The 21,429-nt window shown below is 52.3% G+C and carries 14 protein-coding genes and 4 pseudogenes; 8 read left to right on the top strand and 10 right to left on the bottom strand.

The window, feature by feature from the left end; translation table 11 throughout:
- Positions 1-661: 661 nt before the first annotated feature.
- Positions 662-889, top strand: a complete 228-nt coding sequence (locus BLU63_RS28340; RefSeq protein ID WP_077750423.1) for a hypothetical protein — start codon at positions 662-664, stop codon at positions 887-889.
- A gap of 62 nt (positions 890-951) precedes the next feature.
- On the opposite strand, the gene BLU63_RS28345 is transcribed toward BLU63_RS28340, so the two are convergent.
- Positions 952-2,652 (bottom strand): phosphoethanolamine transferase, encoded by a 1,701-nt coding sequence (locus BLU63_RS28345; RefSeq protein WP_077750422.1) that lies wholly within the window; start codon positions 2,650-2,652, stop codon positions 952-954.
- 204 nt (positions 2,653-2,856) lie between these two features.
- Positions 2,857-3,338 (bottom strand): annotated as a pseudogene (locus BLU63_RS28350) (transposase); the annotation flags it as partial.
- A 471-nt stretch (positions 3,339-3,809) separates the two neighbouring features.
- On the opposite strand from BLU63_RS28350, the gene BLU63_RS28355 reads away from it, so the two are divergent.
- A complete protein-coding gene (locus BLU63_RS28355) occupies positions 3,810-4,487 on the top strand; it encodes a heavy metal response regulator transcription factor (protein ID WP_077750421.1) in 678 nt (225 codons plus the stop codon).
- 185 nt (positions 4,488-4,672) lie between these two features.
- Positions 4,673-4,951, top strand: a pseudogene (locus BLU63_RS28360) (DUF2790 domain-containing protein).
- A 74-nt stretch (positions 4,952-5,025) separates the two neighbouring features.
- Here the strand turns inward: BLU63_RS28360 and BLU63_RS28365 are convergent.
- The 4 genes from BLU63_RS28365 to BLU63_RS28380 all read right to left on the bottom strand — a co-directional run bounded on the left by BLU63_RS28365 (position 5,026) and on the right by BLU63_RS28380 (position 9,692).
- Positions 5,026-6,438: a heavy metal sensor histidine kinase gene (locus tag BLU63_RS28365; RefSeq protein ID WP_077750420.1), complete on the bottom strand. Its 1,413-nt coding sequence runs from the start codon at positions 6,436-6,438 to the stop codon at positions 5,026-5,028.
- Complete coding sequence (locus BLU63_RS28370; protein WP_077750419.1) at positions 6,435-7,109, bottom strand: heavy metal response regulator transcription factor; 675 nt, start codon at positions 7,107-7,109, stop codon at positions 6,435-6,437. Before BLU63_RS28370 ends, BLU63_RS28365 begins: the two co-directional genes overlap by 4 nt.
- Before the next feature lie 481 nt (positions 7,110-7,590).
- On the bottom strand, positions 7,591-9,021 hold the full coding sequence (locus tag BLU63_RS28375) for a heavy metal sensor histidine kinase (protein ID WP_077750418.1): 1,431 nt from the start codon (positions 9,019-9,021) through the stop codon (positions 7,591-7,593).
- Positions 9,018-9,692 carry a heavy metal response regulator transcription factor gene (locus BLU63_RS28380; RefSeq protein WP_077750417.1) on the bottom strand — a complete coding sequence of 225 codons (675 nt, stop codon included), beginning with the start codon at positions 9,690-9,692 and terminating at the stop codon, positions 9,018-9,020. The genes BLU63_RS28375 and BLU63_RS28380 overlap by 4 nt, the downstream gene beginning before the upstream one ends.
- 369 nt (positions 9,693-10,061) lie before the next feature.
- Here BLU63_RS28380 and BLU63_RS28385 point away from each other — a divergent pair, with 369 nt between their 5' ends.
- The 5 genes from BLU63_RS28385 to BLU63_RS28405 all read left to right on the top strand — a co-directional run bounded on the left by BLU63_RS28385 (position 10,062) and on the right by BLU63_RS28405 (position 16,675).
- The gene (locus BLU63_RS28385) at positions 10,062-11,348 is read left to right on the top strand and encodes a TolC family protein (RefSeq protein WP_138739109.1); all 1,287 of its coding nucleotides are present in this window, start codon (positions 10,062-10,064) and stop codon (positions 11,346-11,348) included.
- 88 nt (positions 11,349-11,436) lie between these two features.
- Positions 11,437-12,666 (top strand): efflux RND transporter periplasmic adaptor subunit, encoded by a 1,230-nt coding sequence (locus tag BLU63_RS28390; protein ID WP_077750416.1) that lies wholly within the window; start codon positions 11,437-11,439, stop codon positions 12,664-12,666.
- A gap of 26 nt (positions 12,667-12,692) precedes the next feature.
- Complete coding sequence (locus BLU63_RS28395) at positions 12,693-15,860, top strand: CusA/CzcA family heavy metal efflux RND transporter (RefSeq protein ID WP_077750415.1); 3,168 nt, start codon at positions 12,693-12,695, stop codon at positions 15,858-15,860.
- Between the two features lie 143 nt (positions 15,861-16,003).
- A complete protein-coding gene (locus tag BLU63_RS28400; RefSeq protein ID WP_077750414.1) occupies positions 16,004-16,201 on the top strand; it encodes a co-regulatory protein PtrA N-terminal domain-containing protein in 198 nt (65 codons plus the stop codon).
- Positions 16,202-16,342: 141 nt separating this feature from the next.
- Positions 16,343-16,675: a DUF2790 domain-containing protein gene (locus BLU63_RS28405; protein WP_077750413.1), complete on the top strand. Its 333-nt coding sequence runs from the start codon at positions 16,343-16,345 to the stop codon at positions 16,673-16,675.
- Positions 16,676-16,838: 163 nt separating this feature from the next.
- Here the strand turns inward: BLU63_RS28405 and BLU63_RS28410 are convergent.
- From BLU63_RS28410 to BLU63_RS28425, 4 genes and pseudogenes are all read right to left on the bottom strand, one after another.
- Positions 16,839-17,456: pseudogene (locus BLU63_RS28410) on the bottom strand (group II intron maturase-specific domain-containing protein); the annotation flags it as partial.
- Positions 17,457-17,956: 500 nt separating this feature from the next.
- Positions 17,957-19,501 (bottom strand): IS66 family transposase, encoded by a 1,545-nt coding sequence (tnpC, locus tag BLU63_RS28415; RefSeq protein WP_077750535.1) that lies wholly within the window; start codon positions 19,499-19,501, stop codon positions 17,957-17,959.
- Positions 19,502-19,517: 16 nt separating this feature from the next.
- Positions 19,518-19,877: an IS66 family insertion sequence element accessory protein TnpB gene (gene tnpB / locus BLU63_RS28420; protein WP_231990920.1), complete on the bottom strand. Its 360-nt coding sequence runs from the start codon at positions 19,875-19,877 to the stop codon at positions 19,518-19,520.
- A gap of 85 nt (positions 19,878-19,962) precedes the next feature.
- A pseudogene (locus tag BLU63_RS28425) lies at positions 19,963-20,775 on the bottom strand (reverse transcriptase domain-containing protein); the annotation flags it as partial.
- Positions 20,776-21,429: the final 654 nt, after the last annotated feature.

A 21,429-nucleotide genomic window follows, 5' to 3' on the forward strand; every position in this document is an offset into this window, starting at 1 on the left:
TTGGCCAGGCCCTGCGCACAGGGGCGTACCAGCAGATCGGCGAATTTCTGATGGTGTGGGATCGGCTATTTGGGACGTTCTACGACAGTACAGGAAAGCAGGTCGACGCCAATGTCGGCTTGCGTGAGAGGGACTATCCCAAAGGTTACCTTGGTCAGTTGACCGAACCCTTTGGGCGAGACCGAGCCCGCACATAGCGTAGTGGGCCTCAAAGCTGTAGGCCCCACGCGTTTGCTCGAAGCAGGGTAGGCAGTGGTTGCTTGGGCCTCAACGTGCGACTTTTCTGGATTCTACGCGTGCCCATATAGGAGCTGATGCAGCCTTTGATCATCTACCTATAAACCCCGTCATTTGCAGCTAATGCTGGCCGGGCCGGACAGTCGCAGTTAATCCTGGTCGGAAAACGCCTTGATTGCAGGTCGGCGCGTTTTCAAATGCAGGTCGTTAAACGTAGTAGGGCAATGCTACGAAGTGTCCTATGCGCGCGGTGTTGGCAAAGTGAAGGGGGAGCTATCGCAGGAGGAAGGCGCCAAGCTTCAGAACAGGAAGGTCAACAAAATCTGATGAACGCCGGCCGCTAGAGAGGCCGGTGCGACCATAGAAAAAGGCCGGGATTATTCCTGGTCTTTTTTTAGTCGCTAAATGAACGAGAGCTAGCCCGATGAACGATCAAACCAAGCCTAATGCCACTGAAAACGGCCACGAAGCAATGCACAAGTTAGCCCAATCGGTTCCGGACCGGGCAAGCACGGATTTGCACGGCCCCGATTTCGCGACGCTGACCGAGCTTGAATTAAATCTCTTCCGCGCCCTGCGTGCTGAAGGCCAAAAATTTGGCCTGATCGTGAGCGTTGAGGTTATGGACGACAGTGAGGACATTCAGAGCTAGCGACCGCATCCCCGTCGCAGCAGTCCGACAGGGTGATTTTAGATTTTTGTCGCAGCCCCCCCTTATTTTGGTATTTTTACTGGGTGATGCTCAGATGTTTGTGCGAGCTTTAATGGTGTCAACGCTTTGGCTTGGCAGGTACTGAACAGATCTAGCTCTTGGCGATATGCTGAAGTTTGAATACCCATCAACCCTAATACAGAATGGAATAAGTTGTCATGGGACAGCGATACACCACGTTGTTCCTTCAAACATTGAGGATTGAGGTTTTGACGCGACTGCATGTCTTTGGAGATCCAGAGTATCATGGGGATACTAGTCTGCTCGCTGGGAGCCATGGCATAAGGAAGTCCGTGCAAGTAAAGCCCATTCTCTCCGAGGGACTCACCGTGATCAGAGACATAAAGCATCGCTGTATCAAAACGTTCAGCGTTACGCTTTAGCAGGTCGATCGTTTGCCCAAGTACGTAGTCCGTATAACCAAGACTGTTATCATAGGCACTGACAATGCTTTCGCGCGTACAACGTTCAAGTTGGTTATTGTCGCAAACGGGCCCGAATCGTTCGAACGCTGGTGGATAGCGCTTGAAATAGGATGGGCCGTGACTGCCTTTCATGTGTAGCACCACGATTGAATCCCGCTGCTGTTGATCCAAGTATGCTTGTAAATCTTGCAATAAAATTTCATCGTAACACTCGTCGGCTCTGCATAATCCCAGCGTTTTCTGATTGTTCAATTTTTCATTTGGTACTCGGTCGCAAATACCTTTGCAACCTGAGTTATTGTCTCTCCAAATTACCGATACACCGGCCCGCTGCAATACGTCTAATAGTCCTTCTCTACGCAGCGCCATACCGTCTTTGTATCCTTCTTTACCCACGTCCAGGAACATGCAGGGTAAAGAAACGGCCGTAGCTGTTCCACATGAGCTGACATTGGTAAAACTTAAGACACCACGACTGGCTAATTCCGGATTGGTATCCCGGGTATAGCCATTGAGGGAGAAATTCGCGGACCTAGCGGTTTCACCCACCATCAGTACCGTTAGCCGTGGTTTGCGTACATCAACAGTAGCTTCTTCACGGCGGGCATCAGCACCAATGATTTTTAATTCGGTGGGAACTGCTAGCTGGCGACGCGTATACCCATGGATTGCCGAAACCACATTCGACGGAACCAACATCAATCGGAGTTCGCGATGGTTACGCATCAGCGATGCATAGGATTGATAAAGCGTAAATACGATGATCGCCAAGCAGGTTAGCGCGACCGCCATACCCATCAATCGATGAGCAAGTGCGCGGGACCACGATCGTTGGATCAAACGGACTCGAGTGATAATCAGCAACGGAATAACACCAAAGCCCAGCATCCACAGCAGTAGTTCCCAGTTCAGTAGGTCCATGGCCTCGGAACTGTCCGTTTGCATCACATTCGTTAGCATGCTGTAATCAATTACTATGCCATAGCTATTCATAAAGTAACTCGTTGCTGCCGCAACCAGCAGCACGATAGCTAGCACAGGTTTTATCAAGTGCCCCCAAGCCATCACGCTGAGCAATATGTATAGCCAAATCAACACAAACCAAGGCAGGCTAAGCACGAATATGGTGTTTCCGTCCTGTAGGCCTCCCACGCCTTGCCATACAGCTCGCCAAAATGGCCAGTTACTCAACAATAGAAGCCAAGTTGAAACTGCAAGGATTAACTGGTTACTACCGAGTGTGATTTCCCAACTGCGAATGGGTACTTTGTTATTCATGGGTACTCCGGAATATCTCGACGTATCCAGGCGCGAACTGCCACCGGAGTGTCACTATGTTTTAGGTAAGAAAAAATCGCCAAGGGCGCGGTGCAACTCGTGGATGCACCAGTGACCCTGAACGTTCTGGTCAGCTAGTTGGCGATCCGCGACTAGCCAAACCGCCAGACACCCCAAACTAATGAAAATCTTTTTCATGAGGCAATCCCCCAGTAGTCGTTGAGCTTTTTTCGCAGCACCAACAACGCGGCTGTTTCAGCGAGCGCCTTGTCTTTGCGGCGCAGTTCGCGCTCAAGTTCCTGGATGCGTTTCTTGTCCTTGCGGGCTTGCTCGCGGTCGTCTTTTTGCTGGGCCTTTTCCGATTTCTGGCCGGTGATGAAGGCTTGTCGCCAGGCCGTGATTTGCTCGGGGTAAAGGCCTTTGCGGCGGCAATACTCGCCCAGCTCGATCTCGGACAAACCGGACGCTTCAAGGACGACAGCAAACTTGGTTTCGGCTGACCAGCTCTGAGTCGATTGCTTGTTTTCGGACACTGCATTTCCTTCAGAACTGAGCTGCTTGCGCCAGTTGGACAAAGACATTTCGCTGACCCCTTCGCGCCGGGAGACCTCGGCCATCGACAGGTTCAGCGGGGGAAGCAGCATCTTGAGTAATGCGGCTCTGCGTTCAGGTGAATAATACGGCACGACCAGTCTCTTTCCGCCCCCGATGTGCTTTTTTAGGAAAATTCGGAGAGGCGACAACTATCCTGACACCGGGGGATTTACGCCCCCAAAACGCGCAGCTTGTTTGTTCACTAATAAATATTTGATGGTCTAAAAAACTGCGAGCATCGATTTCAGGCGGCTGGATTCGATCAGAAGTCGACACGTCCGCAGGATCCTATGACGCGTAGATTTTTTGCACGCTCAATGTACTGCTGAGAAGTTATCAGAATGGTGACTGAAGAATTACAAATTTGTTATAAGCCCCTCAGCCGCGGACAATTCGTCTAAGATCTATTTAGTGTGGAAGCTTGTATGTTTTACCTCGATTGCGTAGAGGAGGCTCGAAAAATACGTGATAACTTCTTACTGACTAAAGCCTAAAATGTACGAGTGAAGTTATCTATGCGAGTATAAGGATATTTTATATTTAGTGTCGAGATTTTATAAAAAATGCGTATTTTGATAATAGAAGACGAGCTGAAAACCGCCCATTATTTACACCAGGGGCTGACCGAAAGTGGATTTGTCGTTGATTGCGTCGCCAGCGGAATCGATGGCTTACGCTTAGTCTCCCAACAGGCGTATGATCTTGTAGTGCTCGATGCAAACTTACCGCAACGGGGCGGCTGGGGTCTGCTTGTAAGTATTCGCAAGGTCATTATTGCGCCCATCATGATACTTACCGTTAACGGTAGTCTGGAGGACAAAATCAAAGGATTCGATCTAGGCGCCGACGATTACATGGTCAAACCAATTGAGTTTCCAGAACTGTTGGCCCGAGTACGTACTCTGATGCGTCGCACTGAATTGTCGGCATTGCCCGACGTACTATGTGTCGGCGACCTGGAACTCGATCTGGGTAGACACCGGGTCTTTCGCGCCAGACAGCGGATTGAACTGACCAATAAGGAGTTCGCCTTGCTAGATCTCTTGATGCGCCAGACTGGTACGACGCTGTCGCGCACGCAAATCATGTCCTCTGTCTGGGGGCTGAATGCTGATTGCGACACCAATGTTGTTGAGGTAGCAATGAGAAGGCTTCGGGCCAAGATTGATGATCCTTTCAACAACAAGCTGATCCATACCTTGCGCGGTGTTGGATATGTTCTCGAAACGCGCGATCATTGAGTTCTATTAATTTTTTAAGTTGTGCGCTATAATCGGCATTGAATTTAAATTCAGAATGCACAAATATTTACTCTAAAATTCAGTTCTATTAGATTCCTAATCGTCTCCGGGGTGCGGCGGTACTGCTCATGGCTGATTCTGATACTTCTAAGACTCTGCTATGAGCCTGTTAAACATACTGTGCGCTGACGCTGTCATTGCCTTCAATAATTTTTGCTGAAAGTCGTGGTGATCGCAACGTTGGCAACGCCATGGAAACAAATCAGAAAGCAATGGCCGCCTACGCCGCGCAAAAAAGGCTGGACCGCTCCGGAAGTTCAGAAATACTGCTATAGAATGAAGCTTGATATCGCAAAAGTGGTAAAGTGGTGAGTACGACCCCACCAATTCGCTTTTGCAACATTGTACCTTTTCGAATGACCTATGAGGACTCAGCTGGAAAGTTTCACACTATTGAATACTAAATTATGGGTGTGTGTCGTAACACGCACGAATGAACGGATGACGTGAATAAGGGCTTTTTTTTCTATGGTTGGTGTCACCAGTTGGTGTGTCCATGGATGTTTGGAAAACCCAGCTTGAAGGTCGTGATCTTGCCCGGGCAGCTATTAACTTCTGCGACTCCCTGATGCAAACTCATGATTGATTTCACAATGGCTAAACCAAGCCCGGTACTTCCTTTAGCGCGCGAATGATGAGTGTCAACTCGATAAAAGCGATCGAATAAGTGCGGTAGGTGTTGAGGTTCAATACCTGCGCCTGGGTTGGCTACATGTAGCGAGACTTCTGTGGCATGGACTTCGATGGTGATTGAGATGGCTTGGCCTGCTGGACAATGGCGTATTGCGTTGGACATCAGGTTGGAAATGGCCCGCTGAATCATCAGCCGATCACCAATGGTCGACCCACTGCCCGTAACGCTCAAGCTGACATGTTTCTCTTCCGCCGACAGGGAAAACAGATCGATGACCTTCGAGGCTTCATCCTCCAGCGCAATGGTCTCAAACGGGACCAGCGCAGCGGGATTACTGACCTGCGCTAGGAAAAGCATGTCCGAGACAATCCGGGCTACGCGCCCAAGCTCTTGGGTGGAGGACTCCAAAACCGCTTTGTACTCCTCGGCCGACCTCTCCCGGGACAACGTCACCTGGGCTTTGCCCATCAGGTTGGAAATGGGTGCTCGTAGTTCGTGGGCCAAGTCATCGGAGAACTGCGACAACTGCTGAACATCGCTGTCTAGTCGGTGCAGCATGAAGTTGATGCCATGGGCCAGTTCGCTGAGCTCCTGCGGCATCTTGACCACCGAGAGTCGATGGCTGAGGTCCTGAGCAGAGATCATGGCGGCCACCTTGCGAAACTCCCGCAGCGGCGCGAGCCCCCGTTTTACCACTGCCCAGGCACTGAGGCCGATAAGTAGCAGCAGCAACGGCAAGGCCATGATCGTCGAGCTTAGATATGTGCTGAGCAGCGCTTCATCGTTGGCGCAATCAAGCGACAGCAATACGGCGACATTCGTACCGTTCGGCAAGCGGATCAGTCTGGATGCAGTCAGGAAGTGCCGGCCCTGATCATCGGTGCTTCGGGAGTACGACACCTTGTCGGCGGCAGCCCCTGCCGCCTTCAACTCCACCCTGGGGTCCGTCAAGCCAAAGCCTGACTTCAAGAGCGGCGTCCTCATATTTATCAGGTCATAAATTGTAAGGTTGAGGTGGTCATGCCCCATCACCTGATCCAGCAAAACGTGCGGTTTAATGTTGATGTCGACAGGTTTTTCATACAGCGAAAGACTGTGCTCGATTTGCCGCATTTTCTCGCTCAAGTTGTCTTTTGACAGTTTATCTAACTCATGCGTTAGCGCGAGGAACGCAAGAACCGCCAGAAATAACACCAACAATGCGCCCATAATGCTCACCGCCAAACCCAGCCGCATCGACAGGCTTGCCGACTTCATTCCCGGGCCTCCAGTACATAGCCAACGCCGCGCAGGGTATGGATTAGCTTCTTGTCAAAAGGATCATCAATCTTGGCCCTCAGGCGGCGGATTGAAACCTCGACCACATTGGTGTCGCAGTCGAAGTTCATGTCCCAGACCAATGAAATGATCTGGGTACGGGAAAGCACCTCACCCGACTGGCGCATCAAAAGGTGCAGCAAAGCAAACTCCTTGGTCGTCAGGTCGATGCGCTGCTCGCCCCGGAAGGCCCTATGGCGGCCCTGGTCGAGTTCCAGATCGGCGACTTTCAAGACCTCAGGGATGGAAACTTGTTCGCTGCGACGCATTAAAGTTCGTACCCGGGCCAACAGTTCCGGAAATTCGAATGGCTTGACCAGATAGTCATCGGCACCCAGGTCCAGGCCGCGGATCTTGTCCGCCAGGCGCCCGCGAGCGGTTAGCATCATGACCCGGGTGTTACTGCTTTGGCGCAGTCGCTCGAGCACACCCCAGCCATCAAGTTGTGGTAGATCGACGTCAAGTATTACCAAGTCGTAGGTTTGTTGACGCGCAAGGTGAAGTCCATCCGTACCATTCGCCGCCCGGTCTACTATATAGCCGCTTTCAGTCAAACCCTGATGCAGGTATTCGGCAGTTTTAAGCTCATCCTCAACTACAAGCATTCGCATGGTAGTGCCGCCCTATGTAATATGAATTGAATAATAAAATTTCGAAGTTTATTTAAGTGCCCGACTAAGAAATGATGTAGAACTATTCGATCATAAAAATCTCAAAACCGCGCATTGCTCAAGTGGTCAGTATCAAGCCTGAAGCTGCTACAGGGTCAACAGGAGGAGGACATTTTACGATAAAAGTATTTGCGACTATATGTCGCAGGCATGTTAATGCGCGACTCCCGTACATTTATTTCAGCCAGAAGCCAAGCTCCGCTCGGCTGATATCTATGAGGAATCGTTTCGAAGTGTTACAGCGCAGATAGTCAATTTAATGCTGCACGCATTTTTTGGGGGAGACTGGCAGGATGTACCAAAGGGAGTTGATCTCGCTTTGCGATTTGTAAGTACCCCGCGCTATCTATGCTCTATGGATTTTCGGAGTCGCGTTCTTAGACTATTGTTTGTCGTGATTTTAGTTACGGCTTTACTAAAATCACTCCCTTGGTTTTTGGGCTTTTAAGTTGCTTTGTGCATTATATTTTGGAAATGCAAGTCGAAAAACTGTCAGATGGCCCGGCATACTATGGACATCTGCCGTTCCCTGATGGAGGCTCATGATGGATCGGACAATGGCCAACCCTAATCCAGTACCACCTTCAGCTCGTGAGCGACTGTTATCCACACGATAGAAACGATCGAAAATATGGAACAAATGCTGGTGCTCAATTCCTACCCCAGGATTACTTATTGATAGGGAGACTTTTTCAGATTGCGCTTCAATCGCTATAGCAATGGACTGCCCTGCTGGGCAGTGACGAATGGCATTTGATAAAAGATTGGAAATAGCCCGCTGAATCATGAGTCGGTCACCTAGAACTTTTCCCCAACCGCTGACAGTTATACCAACACTCTTTTCCTCAGCCGATAGAGAGAAAAGGTCAATGACTTTTAGCGCTTCATCCTCTAGTAAAATGCTTTCAAACGGCACGAGTGCGGCCGGATGACTTACTTGGGCCAAGAAAAGCATGTCTGAAACAATTCTAGTGACTCGCCCTAGTTCCTCGGTGCATGACTCTAAAACAGCCTTGTACTCTGTTGCCGGGCGTTCTCGAGAAAGAGTTACCTGTGCTTTCCCCATAAGGTTCGTAATCGGTGACCGCAACTCGTGCGCCAAGTCATCAGAAAATTGCGATAGTTGTTGAACTCCGCTATCAAGACGGTTCAGCATGAAGTTTATGCCATGAGCAAGCTCACTGAGCTCTTGGGGCATATTGACAACGGAGAGCCGATGACTTAAATCCTGGGCCGATACCATTGCTGCAACTTTACGGAATTCCCGGAGAGGGGATAAGCCACGTTGCACAATAGCCCAAGCGCTGATACCAATCAGAATCAACAACAGTGGAACCGCTACAATGGTTGAACTCAAATAGGAGCTCAATAGCGTTTCATCATTCGAGCGATCAATAGAAAGCAAGACCGATACGAACTCACCATCTTTTAATTTCATGAGTTTAGAGGCTGTGAGGATGTGGCCTCCGGTCTCCTCGGCTGGGGAATAGTACGACAACTTATTGCTGACGGCTATTCCGGTTTCATTCGTAGATACTTCAGGTATATCTGCTCCAAAACTCAGGAGAGGTTTACTCATATTGTCATCATCAAAGATGGTCAGGTTAAGATTGTCGTGCCCCAGCACTTGATCTAATAGCACATGAGGTTTTAAACTCATGTCACGGGCACTGATATCCATCAGTAAACTGTGCTCAATCTGACTCATCTTCTTTTCTAAGCTATTTTTTGCGCGTGAATCAAGTTCGTGGGTAAGCGCTAAAAAAGCCAGTATCGCTAAAAACACTACTAGTACTGCTCCCATAATGCTAACTGCCAACCCCAGCCGCATCGACAGGCTGACCTGCTTCATTTTCTCGCCTCCAGTACATAGCCTACGCCGCGGAGGGTATGGATTAATTTAGTTTCAAATGGATCATCTATTTTAGCTCTTAATCTTCGTATCGAAACTTCGACTACGTTGGTGTCGCAATCAAAATTCATGTCCCAAACTAAAGAGATGATTTGAGTGCGAGATAACACCTCTCCAGATTGACGCATCAACAGATGGAGCAGCGCGAATTCTTTTGTCGTCAGATCTATGCGTTGTTTTCCGCGGAATGCGCGATGCCTGCCTTGATCGAGTTCAAGATCAGCAACTTTTAATACCTCTGGAACTGGAATATGTTCGCTGCGGCGCATTAACGTGCGTACTCTTGCAAGCAACTCTGGGAATTCAAATGGCTTGACCAGATAGTCATCGGCCCCCAGATCCAATCCTTTGATTTTATCTTCCAGGCGTCCTCGTGCAGTCAGCATCATTACCCTGGTACTACTAGTCTGCCGAATATTTTCAAGAACGTCCCATCCGTGCATCTGAGGGAGATTTACGTCAAGTAATACCAGATCATAATTTTGCTGACGTGCCAGATGGAGACCATCAGCCCCTGTCGATGCGCAGTCTACAATATAGCCACTTTCAGTCAGACCTTGATGTAAGTACTCAGCAGTCTTTGGCTCGTCCTCTATCACAAGGATACGCATAGGAATTCACCCTCTATTAAGTGTTTCGAAATGTTTTATGTTCGCAGAACCTGATTTAAAAATTTTATTCATCTGTTATAAGCTCGGTTCTGGCTACATCTTTAATTGCTGGGAAACATAGGAGTCTTAAAATTTTTCAAGGTTTTTCATGCGGATTTCGCCTCCTAAAGTACTAGGGCCGTCTGCCTTTTTTTGTTTAGGGTTGTTGCGTGGCGCGAGCACTTATTGGACTTAATCCTAATGCATTAAGTGAGGCTTATCCGCTAGATAACGTATTTGTAATTTTTCAGTCACCTTGTTGATAGGTGCGCAGATTTATATTTGCCTCATGGGAAATTCTTTTTGTTTTAGTTTTAAAGGTTTTAAGGAATGATGGAATTACTTCGGTGTAGAAAGCTTATTGCTCACCCAATCACGCACAAGACCATGCTAAGAGCAGGTCTCATTTCGATCCTTGCGCTTTTGACTAGTCCTTTGTTTGCGGCGACCGCTCAAATGCTCACAATGGATCAGGCGCTTGAAACTGCTTTTGCCAACAATCCTGATCTGGCTGCAGCGCAGTGGGAGACTGGTATTGCTCAGGGAGAGCGACAGCAGGCAGGGTTGATCCCTAACCCTGAGGTTTCCTGGGAGGCTGAAGATACTCGGCGAAACTCGCGCACTACGACGGTAATGATCAACCAGCCGATCGAGCTTGGCGGTAAGCGCGGGGCTAGGATCGAAGTGGCCAGTCGAGCTCAAGACGCGGCCGGGATTGAATTGGAACGCAAACGCAATGTTCTGCGTGCCGATGTCATTCAGGCGTTTTACAGCTCCTCGACGGCTCAGCAAAGGCTGCTGTTATCACGTCAATCAATTGAGCTCGCCGAGCGCGGTTTGCGTGTAGCGCAAGGTCGCATCAAGAGTGGTAAATCCTCACCCGTTGAAGGTACTCGCGCAGAGGTTCAGCTATCAGAAGTGCGTCTGGAGCTGAGGCGGGCTGAGCGGGATGAGGCCAGTGCCTACCAGCGACTCGCTCAGGTCATGGGCGCGCCTTTGCCTGCATTCGTGTCTGTGGGTGATCCAGGCCGGTCGATACCAACCGTACCGGATTCGTCACTGCTGCTTAATCGCATAGGTGAAACCGCGGAACTACGATTGGCAAAACTGCAAATAGATCAGCGGGAAGCCTCCCTTGGCCTGGAGAAGGCTCAGCGAATTCCCGACCTCACCGTGAGTATCGGGAGCCAATACGACGAGCGCGAGCGCGAGCGGGTGAATGTCGTGGGGCTGTCTATGCCCATCCCGTTATTCAATCGTAACCAGGGCAATGTACTGGCAGCTGCCCGCCGAACTGATCAGGCCCGCGACCTTCGCAATGCCAGTGAGTTACGCCTGCGCACAGAAATCCAGACCACCCTGGATCAGTGGGTGACGGCTAACACTGAAGTCGCGTCGTTCAATCAAACCATCCTGCCTGCCGCGCAAAGTGCCGTCGACACCGCTACCCGAGGTTTCGAAATGGGCAAGTTTAACTTCCTCGACGTACTCGATGCTCAGCGCACCTTGATTAGCGCCCGCACGCAATACATCCAGGCTATCGCCGAGGCGACAGACGCCTGGGTGCGCATCGAGCGAATTTTCGGAGATGTCGCCCTTCTCACTCGCACTCCGTGAATTTCATATAACGCTTTTTTTACCGCTGCTCAGCATCGCAATACCACGGTAATCCGTGACTGCCGACTGGGCTGCGCAGGGAGTTTCCATGGATAAAAAACTAATTCTCGTCACTGCACTGACCTTGACGGTGGGTATAGGCATCGGCTCGTTGTGGATGGGCAGCCCATCGGTGCTCTCAGCCGAGGCTCAGGCTCAGGCTCAGGAGGGCAAAGGCCATGACGATCACGGCGATGAAACTACTGGCAAGAAATCGGCCGAGGGCGAACACGTCGAAGGCGAAGCGGAAGAAGGTCACTTGACTCTGAGCGAAGAGCAGATCAGCTCAGCCGGCATCCAGTTGGTCGAAGCCAAGGCGCAGAGTATTAGCCTTTCATTGCCCTTTCCTGGAGAAATCCGTTTTGATGAAGACCGCACTGCGCATGTGGTGCCCCGCGTACCCGGTGTCGTCGAGTCGGTCCATGTCAATCTTGGTCAACCGGTGAAAAAAGGCCAGTTGCTGGCCGTGATCGCCAGCCAACAAATTTCTGATCAGCGTAGTGAACAAGCCGCGGCGCAACGTCGTCTTGAGTTGGCCCGTACTACCTACGAGCGAGAGCGACAGTTATGGCAGGACAAAATCTCTGCCGAACAGGATTTCCTGCAAGCCCGCCAGGCTTTGCAAGAAGCCGAAATCGCCCTCAGCAATGCTCGACAAAAAATCAGCGTACTCAGTGGCAGCTCGGTCACCAGCGGGGGTAACCGATATGAATTGCGTGCGCCGTTTGACGGGGTTGTCGTTGAGAAACACTTGGGCCTCGGTGAGGTTGTCAGCGAAACCACTAATGCCTTCACCCTCTCCGACTTGTCGCGTGTGTGGGTGACCTTTGGTGTCTCGCCAAAGGATTTAAACAAGGTACTGGTGGGCAAGTCGGTCACGGTCAGTGCGCCGGAACTGAATGCCGAAGTCACTGGAACCGTGGCCTATGTAGGCAGTTTGTTGGGCGAGCAAACTCGTACAGCCACGGTCCGCGTGACCTTGGCCAATCCACAAGGTGCATGGCGTCCCGGGCTATTCGTGACCGTGCAGGTTGACACTGATACTCGGCAAACAAAGGTCGCAGTACCAGAAGCGGCTATCCAGACGGTCGAGGACAAGCCAACTGTTTTCGTTCGAACGGACGACGGGTTTAAGGCTCAGCCAGTGGAGACAGGCGGCCGTTCAGCAGGTTTGGTCGAGATCACGGAGGGCCTGGAGCCCGGTGTTCAAGTCGCCGCTGCCGGCAGTTTCATTCTGAAATCAGAACTGGGTAAAGCCTCGGCTACACACGCCCACTGATCCGCCACTTCCACGAGAAGGTTCTCATGTTCGAACGCCTGATCCAATTTGCCATCGAGCAGCGCATCATCGTGCTGCTTGCGGTTCTCCTCATGGCCGGCCTCGGTATAGCCAGCTACCAGAAGCTGCCGATCGACGCCGTTCCCGATATCACCAACGTCCAGGTGCAAATCAACACGGGCGCAGCAGGTTTTTCACCACTGGAAACCGAGCAGCGCATCACGTTTCCCATCGAAACTGCAATGGCTGGTTTGCCGGCTTTAGAACAAACTCGCTCGCTGTCACGCTCGGGTTTGTCGCAAGTCACAGTGATCTTCAAGGAAGGCACTGACCTGTTCTTCGCCCGGCAATTGGTCAACGAACGGTTGCAGGTGGCCAAGGAGCAACTGCCCGAGGGTGTGGAAGCCGTCATGGGGCCGATCTCAACCGGTCTGGGTGAAATTTTCCTGTGGACGGTCGAGGCTGAAGAAGGTGCCGTCAAGGAGGACGGCAGTCCCTATACACCGACCGACCTGAGGGTGATCCAAGACTGGATCATCAAGCCTCAGCTGCGCAATGTTCCCGGGGTCGCCGAAATTAATACCATTGGCGGGTTCGCCAAGGAGTACCAGATTGCGCCCGATCCAAAACGCTTGGCGGCTTACAAGCTGACTCTGACTGACCTTGTAACAGCGCTGGAGCGCAACAACGCCAACGTCGGTGCCGGTTACATCGAGCACAGTGGCGAACAGTTACTGATTCGCGCACCTGGCCAAGTAGCGACCACCGACGATATCGCCAATATCGTCATGGCCAACGTCGATGGCACGCCTATCCGCGTCAAGAACGTCGCAACCGTGGACATCGGCCGTGAATTGCGTACGGGGGCCGCGACCGAAAACGGTCGTGAAGTGGTGCTCGGCACAGTGTTCATGCTGATCGGTGAGAACAGCCGCACCGTGGCCCAAGCCGTTGCCAGCAAGCTTGAGCAAATCAACCGCTCACTGCCAAAAGGGGTGGTGGCAGTCACCGTCTATGACCGTACCAATTTGGTGGACAAGGCAATTGCCACCGTTAAGAAGAACTTGATTGAAGGTGCGATCCTGGTAATCGCGATTCTGTTCCTGTTCCTTGGCAACATTCGCGCGGCTCTGATCACTGCCATGGTGATCCCGCTCGCGATGCTATTCACATTCACTGGCATGTTTACCAACAAGGTCAGCGCCAACCTGATGAGCCTCGGAGCGTTGGACTTCGGCATCATCGTTGATGGCGCGGTGGTCATTGTCGAAAACGCCATCCGTCGTCTGGCCCATGCACAGCAACACCACGGACGCATCCTCACCCGCTCCGAACGCTTTCACGAAGTGTTCGCGGCGGCCAAGGAAGCACGCCGACCGCTGATTTTCGGCCAGTTGATCATCATGGTCGTGTACCTGCCGATTTTTGCCCTCACCGGCGTCGAAGGAAAAATGTTTCACCCCATGGCGTTTACTGTGGTGATCGCCTTGCTCGGCGCGATGCTGTTGTCGGTGACCTTTGTCCCGGCGGCGATTGCGATGTTCGTCACCGGTAAGGTGAAGGAAGAAGAGAACATCATCATGCGTGGCGCTCGTCGGGTGTATGCCCCGGCGCTGGAATGGGTCATGGGCCATCGATCATTGGCATTCGCCATAGCACTAGGCGTGATTGCAGTGTGCGGTGTGGTCGCCAGTCGAATGGGCAGCGAGTTTGTGCCGAGTCTCAGTGAAGGGGATTTCGCGTTGCAAGCATTGCGTGTACCAGGTACCAGCCTGACGCAATCGGTAGAAATGCAGCAACGTCTTGAAAACCTTGTGTTGGCAAAGGTACCTGAGGTCAAGCGTATGTTTGCTCGTACTGGTACAGCAGAAATTGCCTCCGATCCAATGCCACCCAACATCTCTGACAGCTATGTGATGCTCAAGCCGAAGAATCAATGGCCTGATCCGAATAAATCCAGGGAGGCGTTGATAGCCGATATCCAAAAAGCTACAGCTGGAATGCCCGGAAGCAACTATGAGCTTTCTCAGCCTATTCAATTGCGTTTTAACGAGCTGATTTCAGGTGTGCGCAGTGATGTGGCAGTGAAGGTCTTCGGTGATGACATGGCGGTCCTTAACAGCACCGCTGCAAAAATTGCTGCGTCCATGCAGAAGATCAATGGTGCCTCCGAGGTCAAAGTCGAGCAAACATCGGGGCTGCCGGTGCTGACCATCAACATCGACCGCGACAAAGCCGCGCGTTACGGACTGAACGTTGGCGACGTACAAGACACCATTGCGGTGGCGGTTGGTGGTCGTCAAGCCGGTACGATGTATGAGGGAGACCGCCGATTCGATATGGTAGTGCGTTTATCCGACGCCATGCGTAAGGATCTCGAGGGATTGTCCACACTGCTAATCCCGGTACCGGCGCTGCTTAACAGCAATGCCGATCAGATCGGGTTTATTGCCCTTTCAGAAGTGGCGAGCCTCGATCTGGTGCTGGGACCTAACCAGGTCAGTCGGGAAAATGGTAAGCGTCTGGTGATCGTCAGCGCCAACGTGCGTGGGCGGGATATCGGCTCATTTGTACAGGAGGCCAGCAGCGCCATTGATAAAGAGGTGCAGATCCCGGCCGGTTATTGGACCAACTGGGGTGGGCAGTTCGAGCAGCTCCAATCCGCTGCCAAGCGACTACAGATTGTCGTCCCGGTGGCCCTGCTCATGGTGTTCGCACTCTTGTTCATGATGTTCAACAACCTCAAGGATGGCCTATTGGTGTTCACCGGTATTCCATTCGCGTTGACGGGCGGAGTCATGGCGTTGTGGTTACGTGACATTCCACTGTCGATCTCGGCGGGTGTGGGTTTTATCGCATTGTCGGGCGTAGCGGTGCTGAACGGTCTAGTGATGATTGCTTTCATCCGCAACCTTCGAGAAGAGGGACATTCGTTGAGTTCCGCAATCAATGAAGGGGCTCTTACCCGGTTGCGCCCAGTGTTGATGACAGCTCTGGTGGCCTCTCTTGGCTTTATTCCGATGGCGCTGGCCACCGGAACGGGGGCAGAGGTCCAGAGACCCCTGGCTACCGTAGTGATCGGGGGCATCCTATCCTCAACTGCGTTGACCCTGCTGATATTGCCTGCGCTTTATCAATGGGCGCACCGCCGAGACGAGGAAGAAGCCGAAGACGATAAAATAGAAGCCGTATAATTCTTTAGTTTTAAAAGCCCACTATCGAGATTCGATAGTGGGCTTTTTTATGTGAGCTACATAACGAATCTGTAATCTTGGCGCCACCGTGTTGATAGGTTCGAATTGATACCCTACTAGCGTTAACTATATGAGGTGTCAGTATGAAAATTGCTCAAATCTGCGCTCTTGCGGGTGCTTTAATCCTTTCTTCAGTTGCTTTGGCCGAAGGCGGCGGGGACAGAACCTTCGAAAAAATGATGGCCGCCAAGGACGTGGCAATGGAGAAGTACGCAGCTAAAGAAGGAAAGAGTGAGCCCGTGGTGTCAAGTGATGCTAAAGATGAGACAGGTGAAATGTAGTGGTACTGCGTATAAAAAAACCGCTTCCGGTTTCCGGTGGCGGTTTTTTACGGCTTTATTACACATTCGTAACCTAGGCGCTATGCCATCGCAATGTTCGAATTGATATCCTTGTAACAGTTAATATATGAGGTACTAGATATGAAGTGCATGAACATTGTTACTTTCGCTGGAGCTCTGACGTTATCCTCTCTCGTATTGGCGGAAGGGGGAGGAGACAAAGCCTTTGAAAAAATGATGGCGGCTAATGCTAAAGCCATGGAGCAGTATGCAATTAGCCAGGGGAAAAGCGCCCCTGTGGCGAAAGAATACGAGTACGGGATGAAGGTGGATGTTGTAAAGGTGATCAGTGTGGTGCGGCCTGCAAAAGTCTGCGCAGTGGTGCCCGCCGCAATGACCTATGAAGATTCAAAAGGGCAGCTAAATACAATTAGGTACACTGTGGCTGGAGAGTGTCGCCAACGAGGTGGCTAGCAGCTATGCTGCTGTCAGAGGGATTCATAACGCTCAATTAACCTCAACAGTTAGAGGGGTCGGGCGTTTTTTATATGCTCGTGTTTTAACCGATCGAGTAGGAGGCGGATTTACATCCGCCGTCCTCTCACACCACCGTACGTACGGATCCGTATACGGCGGTTCAAGCTATGCGGTTAAGCCGGTTTATCGTATCCAGTACCGAGACTAGTCCAAGTTGATCCCATAGTTTCTTCGGCAATGCCTGATTCATATGAGATGCCCCTGAGCTCCACCATGGGCCACGACCATTGAACGCTGATATGCAGGCGCGCGCTTCGCTAAGCCCCAGGCGCATCAAGTTACGCGCCCTCGTTGAGGGCTGCTTCCATTGACGCCAGACGACGCAGCGAAGCTTGCGACGCACCCAGCCGTCAATTTCCTCAAGTGGCCGTTTGCTTTGACTTAGCTTGAAGTAGCCTGCCCAGCCACGCAGCACTGGGTTTATCCGCTCGATGACACTCGCCATCTTGTGGCCCCGCGCTCCGCGCAGCAGCTCTCTGAGCCGGTCGCGCAAGCGACGCAAGCTCATCGTTGCCACTCGTAAGCGTGGCTGTCGATGCCAGCTCATCCCATAGCCCAAGTAATCACACATCCACGACCCGGCTACTCGGCTCTTTTCCCGGTTCAGCGTCAGTTTCAGGCGCTGCCTCAGGAATCGCTCAACGCTGGCCATCACCCGCTCACCTGCGCGACGACTGCGCACATAAATGTTCGCATCGTCGGCATAGCGTACGAAACGTAAGCGCTCCATGAACCCCGCATTCAAAGTTACCACCTGATCCCAGACGCGGTGCCCCGTATATTTCTCTACCTGTGGCACATAAATAGCTCACCTACCATTTTGCTGGCATAAGAATGCCAATGTTTGGCTATTTTAGTGGCACAAAAATGCCAAAGTTTGGTTATTTCAGTGGCATAAAAATGCCAAGGCCAGGTATTTCAGGTGGCACAAAAGATGGGCCCTATTTCTGTGGTATTTAAGTGCCATTCAAATGCCACATAAATGCCACGAAAATGGAGAAGTACGCCCCATCTGTGCTCATGTGAGCCATTTTTGACCTGTACCAGGGGTAGGACTATTTTTGTACCGGGGGTAGGATTTTCCGTTTTTACAGGGCTTTGGAGGCCCAAAAAACGTACCGAGTCTATTACGTGTTGAGTGGATTTGGCGGTACAGCAAAGGATATCGAAAGGTCTCGATAGCGTACGATCCACCCCCCCCCCACGATAGGGTCAGGCTTAACGTCGTATCTCTGGCGAACAGTTCCACGGCAGCAGCGCTTCATAATCCGCGACCGACTGCGCATGTGGTAACTGCTCCAGTACGTGGCGTAGCCACGTATAAGGCTCTTGGCCGTTGACCTTGGCGGTCTCCACCAGGCTGTAGATCTGAGCACTGGCGGTAGCGCCTTTGGGCGTGTCGCTGAACAGCCACGCCTTACGACCGATAACGAACGGTTTTATCGCCCGTTCGGCCGCATTGTTGTCGATCGGTAAAAAGCCGGCTTCCACGTACCGCTCCAGCCGGTTCCAGTTGTTGGCAAGATAGTTAACAGCCTTGCCCAGCACACTTTGTGGCGTGACTTGGGGCTGCGTTTTCTCCAACCAGCTTTTCAACTGAGCCAGGATCGGTACGCTCTTTTGCTGACGGCCGATTAAACGCTGTTCATCATCGCTGTCCTTGAGCTCGCGCTCGATGCCATACAGCTTGTTGATCATTGTTAGGGCGATATCGGCACGTCCCGTCTTGCCCTTCGGCTGCACTTTCTGAGCCTCGACCAACTTGCGGCGCGCATGGGCCATGCAGGCCAGCCGTTCAACCCCCGGCTGCAACGCCAAGGCGTTATAGCCCGCGTAATCATCGGTCATCACATAGCCGCGATAACTTTCCAGCAGACGCAACGGAACCTCCTGCGCACGGCTGGACGTGTAGTCGAACAACACGACTTTACGATCTGGCGGACCGCTGGTTTGTACCCACATCCAGGATTGGCTGGTCGGGTCTCGACCTGGCTCTTTCAATACTTGAACACGGGTTTCATCGCAATGGATCACCGGGCTTTCCAGTAATCGGTCGCGCATTAGGTTCAGCAGTGGCTGAAAGTGTTCGCTGCACTGCATCACCCAGCGCGCCAGTGTTTGCCTTGGTATATCGATACCGTGTCGACTTAACACCGTCTCGAAACGATGCAGCGGCAAGCCGTCGACGTACTTGGTGGTCAGCAACATGGCCAGAACGCTCGGGCTGGCCATGCTCTTTTCGATCAGTTGAGCCGGTTTGTCGGCGGTGACCGGTGCCGTTTCGCAGCCACGGCAACCGTAAACCTTGCGGATATGTTTGATGACACGGATCTGCATCGGCACGATATCCAGCTGTTCGCTGACTTCTTCGCTGATCACATGCTTGCGGCAACCGCAGGCACAGGTCAGTTCGTGCTCGGGCAGTTCGTGGATGACTTCGATACGCGGCAGATCGGCCGACAGAGGCTTGCGCTTGCCGCGACGTGGCGCCGGAGCCACAACTTCTTCGTCAGCGTCGCCGACGGAAGGCATCGGCTCGCTTTCGGGCTCGTTGAACAGCGCCAATTGCGGGGTATTGGGTTCAACGGTCTGCTCAGATTTACGATTGAACAGGCGGTCGCGCAGCAGCTTGATCTGTTCTTTCAGATCGACGATATGAGTCTGGTATGCCTCAGCCGTAACCTGCTGACGGCTGAGCGCCTCAAGCAACATTTGCTTGAGCAGAACAGGGTCATCTGGGAGGTCTTCGGGCATTAAATTCATGCCCGGATTATACCGGTCAGGCGACGAATCTTGGAGTCAAAACTTGATGAGGGCGGTTGCGCCACAGGTCAAAACCGTCGAGCAGCCAGTTCAGCTCCTGAACCGTCAACACGATGGCCTCGTCGGCGGCATCGGGTGATGTTTTAAAACGCTCAGACTCCAAGCGCTTAAGCCAAAGGCAGAAGCCATTGCGCTCCCAGTAGAGGATTTTCACCCGGTTACGGTGGCGATTCAGGAATACAAAAAGCACGGGGTCGAACACCGCCACTTTTATGTCCAGCTCGACCAGCGCAGCGAGGCCATCAATGGACTTTCTGAAGTCCACGGGCTTGGGGTAGAGATAAACTTTTTGAACTTTGGCGTCGGGTCGCATCATGACGAGCTGGCCTCCTGAGAGAATCGGGAGCACAGCATCCGGCATCAGCTAAGCGCTTTGAATGTGGGGTTCATGGAGCGCTTACTACGAAACGATGGCCCCGTCGTTCTAGCTCGTGGTCGAGTTCGTTGAGCAGAATGTTCGACAGCAACGGCGAGAGCGGGCCGCCTTGCGGCGTCCCTTCCTGCCGTCGGCTGACGAGTCCACCTGACATCGTTCCCGCTTCGAGATAGCGACGGATCAGCGTGAGCACACGTTTATCTTCGATTTGACGCTCGATGTAGGCCATCAGCACGTCGTGGTTGACCCGATCAAAGAACTTCTCAAGATCGAGTTCCACGCAGCAGCGATGACCCGCCGCCACGTGGGCACGGGCAGTTTCGATGGCTTGGTGAGCACTTCTACCCGGACGGAAGCCGTAGCTGTAATCCGAGAACAGAGGGTCGAAGATCGGCGTGAGCTGTTGCAGCAGAGCCTGTTGGATCAGGCGATCCACGACGCTGGGGATACCCAGCTGCCTTGTCCCGCCTTTGGGCTTGGGGATTTCGACGGCACGTACACCTTGCGGGTGGTACTCGCCTGCCAACAACCGAGCCTTGAGGGTCGGCCAATACTGTTTCACGTAGCCTGACAAATGCTCGACCGTCATGCCATCGGCACCCGGCGCGCCTTTGTTGCTGACTACGCGTTGGTACGCACGTCTGAGGTTGGCGGGTGCAAGCACCCGCTCCATCAGCGTGTCCGGCTCCGCGTTCGTCCACGTCACAGACGCCGCCGATACCTGTGCGCTGTCAGCCGTCATCCTCGGATACTGTCCGGGACTCGGAGTAACAGTCTTCTCTTGGAGAAATTTCTGCATTTCGGTATTCAACGAGACTTTGACGCCTACTGGCGGCATAACTTGTTCGGCCCTTGGTGACGCGGTTATCCGCCACTTACTACGGCCTCGGCTGACTTCTGCACGTTCATCCCGTCGCCTCTCGACGCTCGGTAGCACTGTGGCAAACGTGCAGATCTCCCAGGGTAATTCGCGCGACCTTCCTGCTTATGCCTGTCGGATCTACGTCGCAGCGTCCCGTGCAAGTATTGGGCTTTAGGGAAACACGCCCCTTTACCCCGCTGCGCCGCCTCTATCCGCTTGCTGTTCGTCAGGCCAGCATTTTGCCTCGGGCTTCCTTCAGATTCGCGGTCACCCGCGACACCCTTGCCTCTGGCTAACACTTCCCCTTGCCGGGTGTGTAGAGGACTTTCACCTCCAAGTCACCAGCGAGGCCACCACAGCCAAGCTGGTTGCGCTTGCGCGCAACGCGCCATGCCTGGCGCACGCATAAAAAAGACGTCCCGAGGGACGTCTTAAAAATTCACCTTTTTCCAAAGGAGCTTCTAAAGGTGAGCTTGGAGCTTTAACTGAATAGCAATGAGTTTCAGATTTTCACAGACTAGCTACTTGTCTGTAGGACTCCAACCAGATGCGCTAGCTAGGTTCCTATTAACTCCCACTTACTATAGGTGATTCAAGTTAACATGGGAATGACTGAAAAATTACATTTTT

This window comes from Pseudomonas mandelii, assembly GCF_900106065.1.
Taxonomy (GTDB): Bacteria; Pseudomonadota; Gammaproteobacteria; order Pseudomonadales; family Pseudomonadaceae; genus Aquipseudomonas; species Aquipseudomonas mandelii.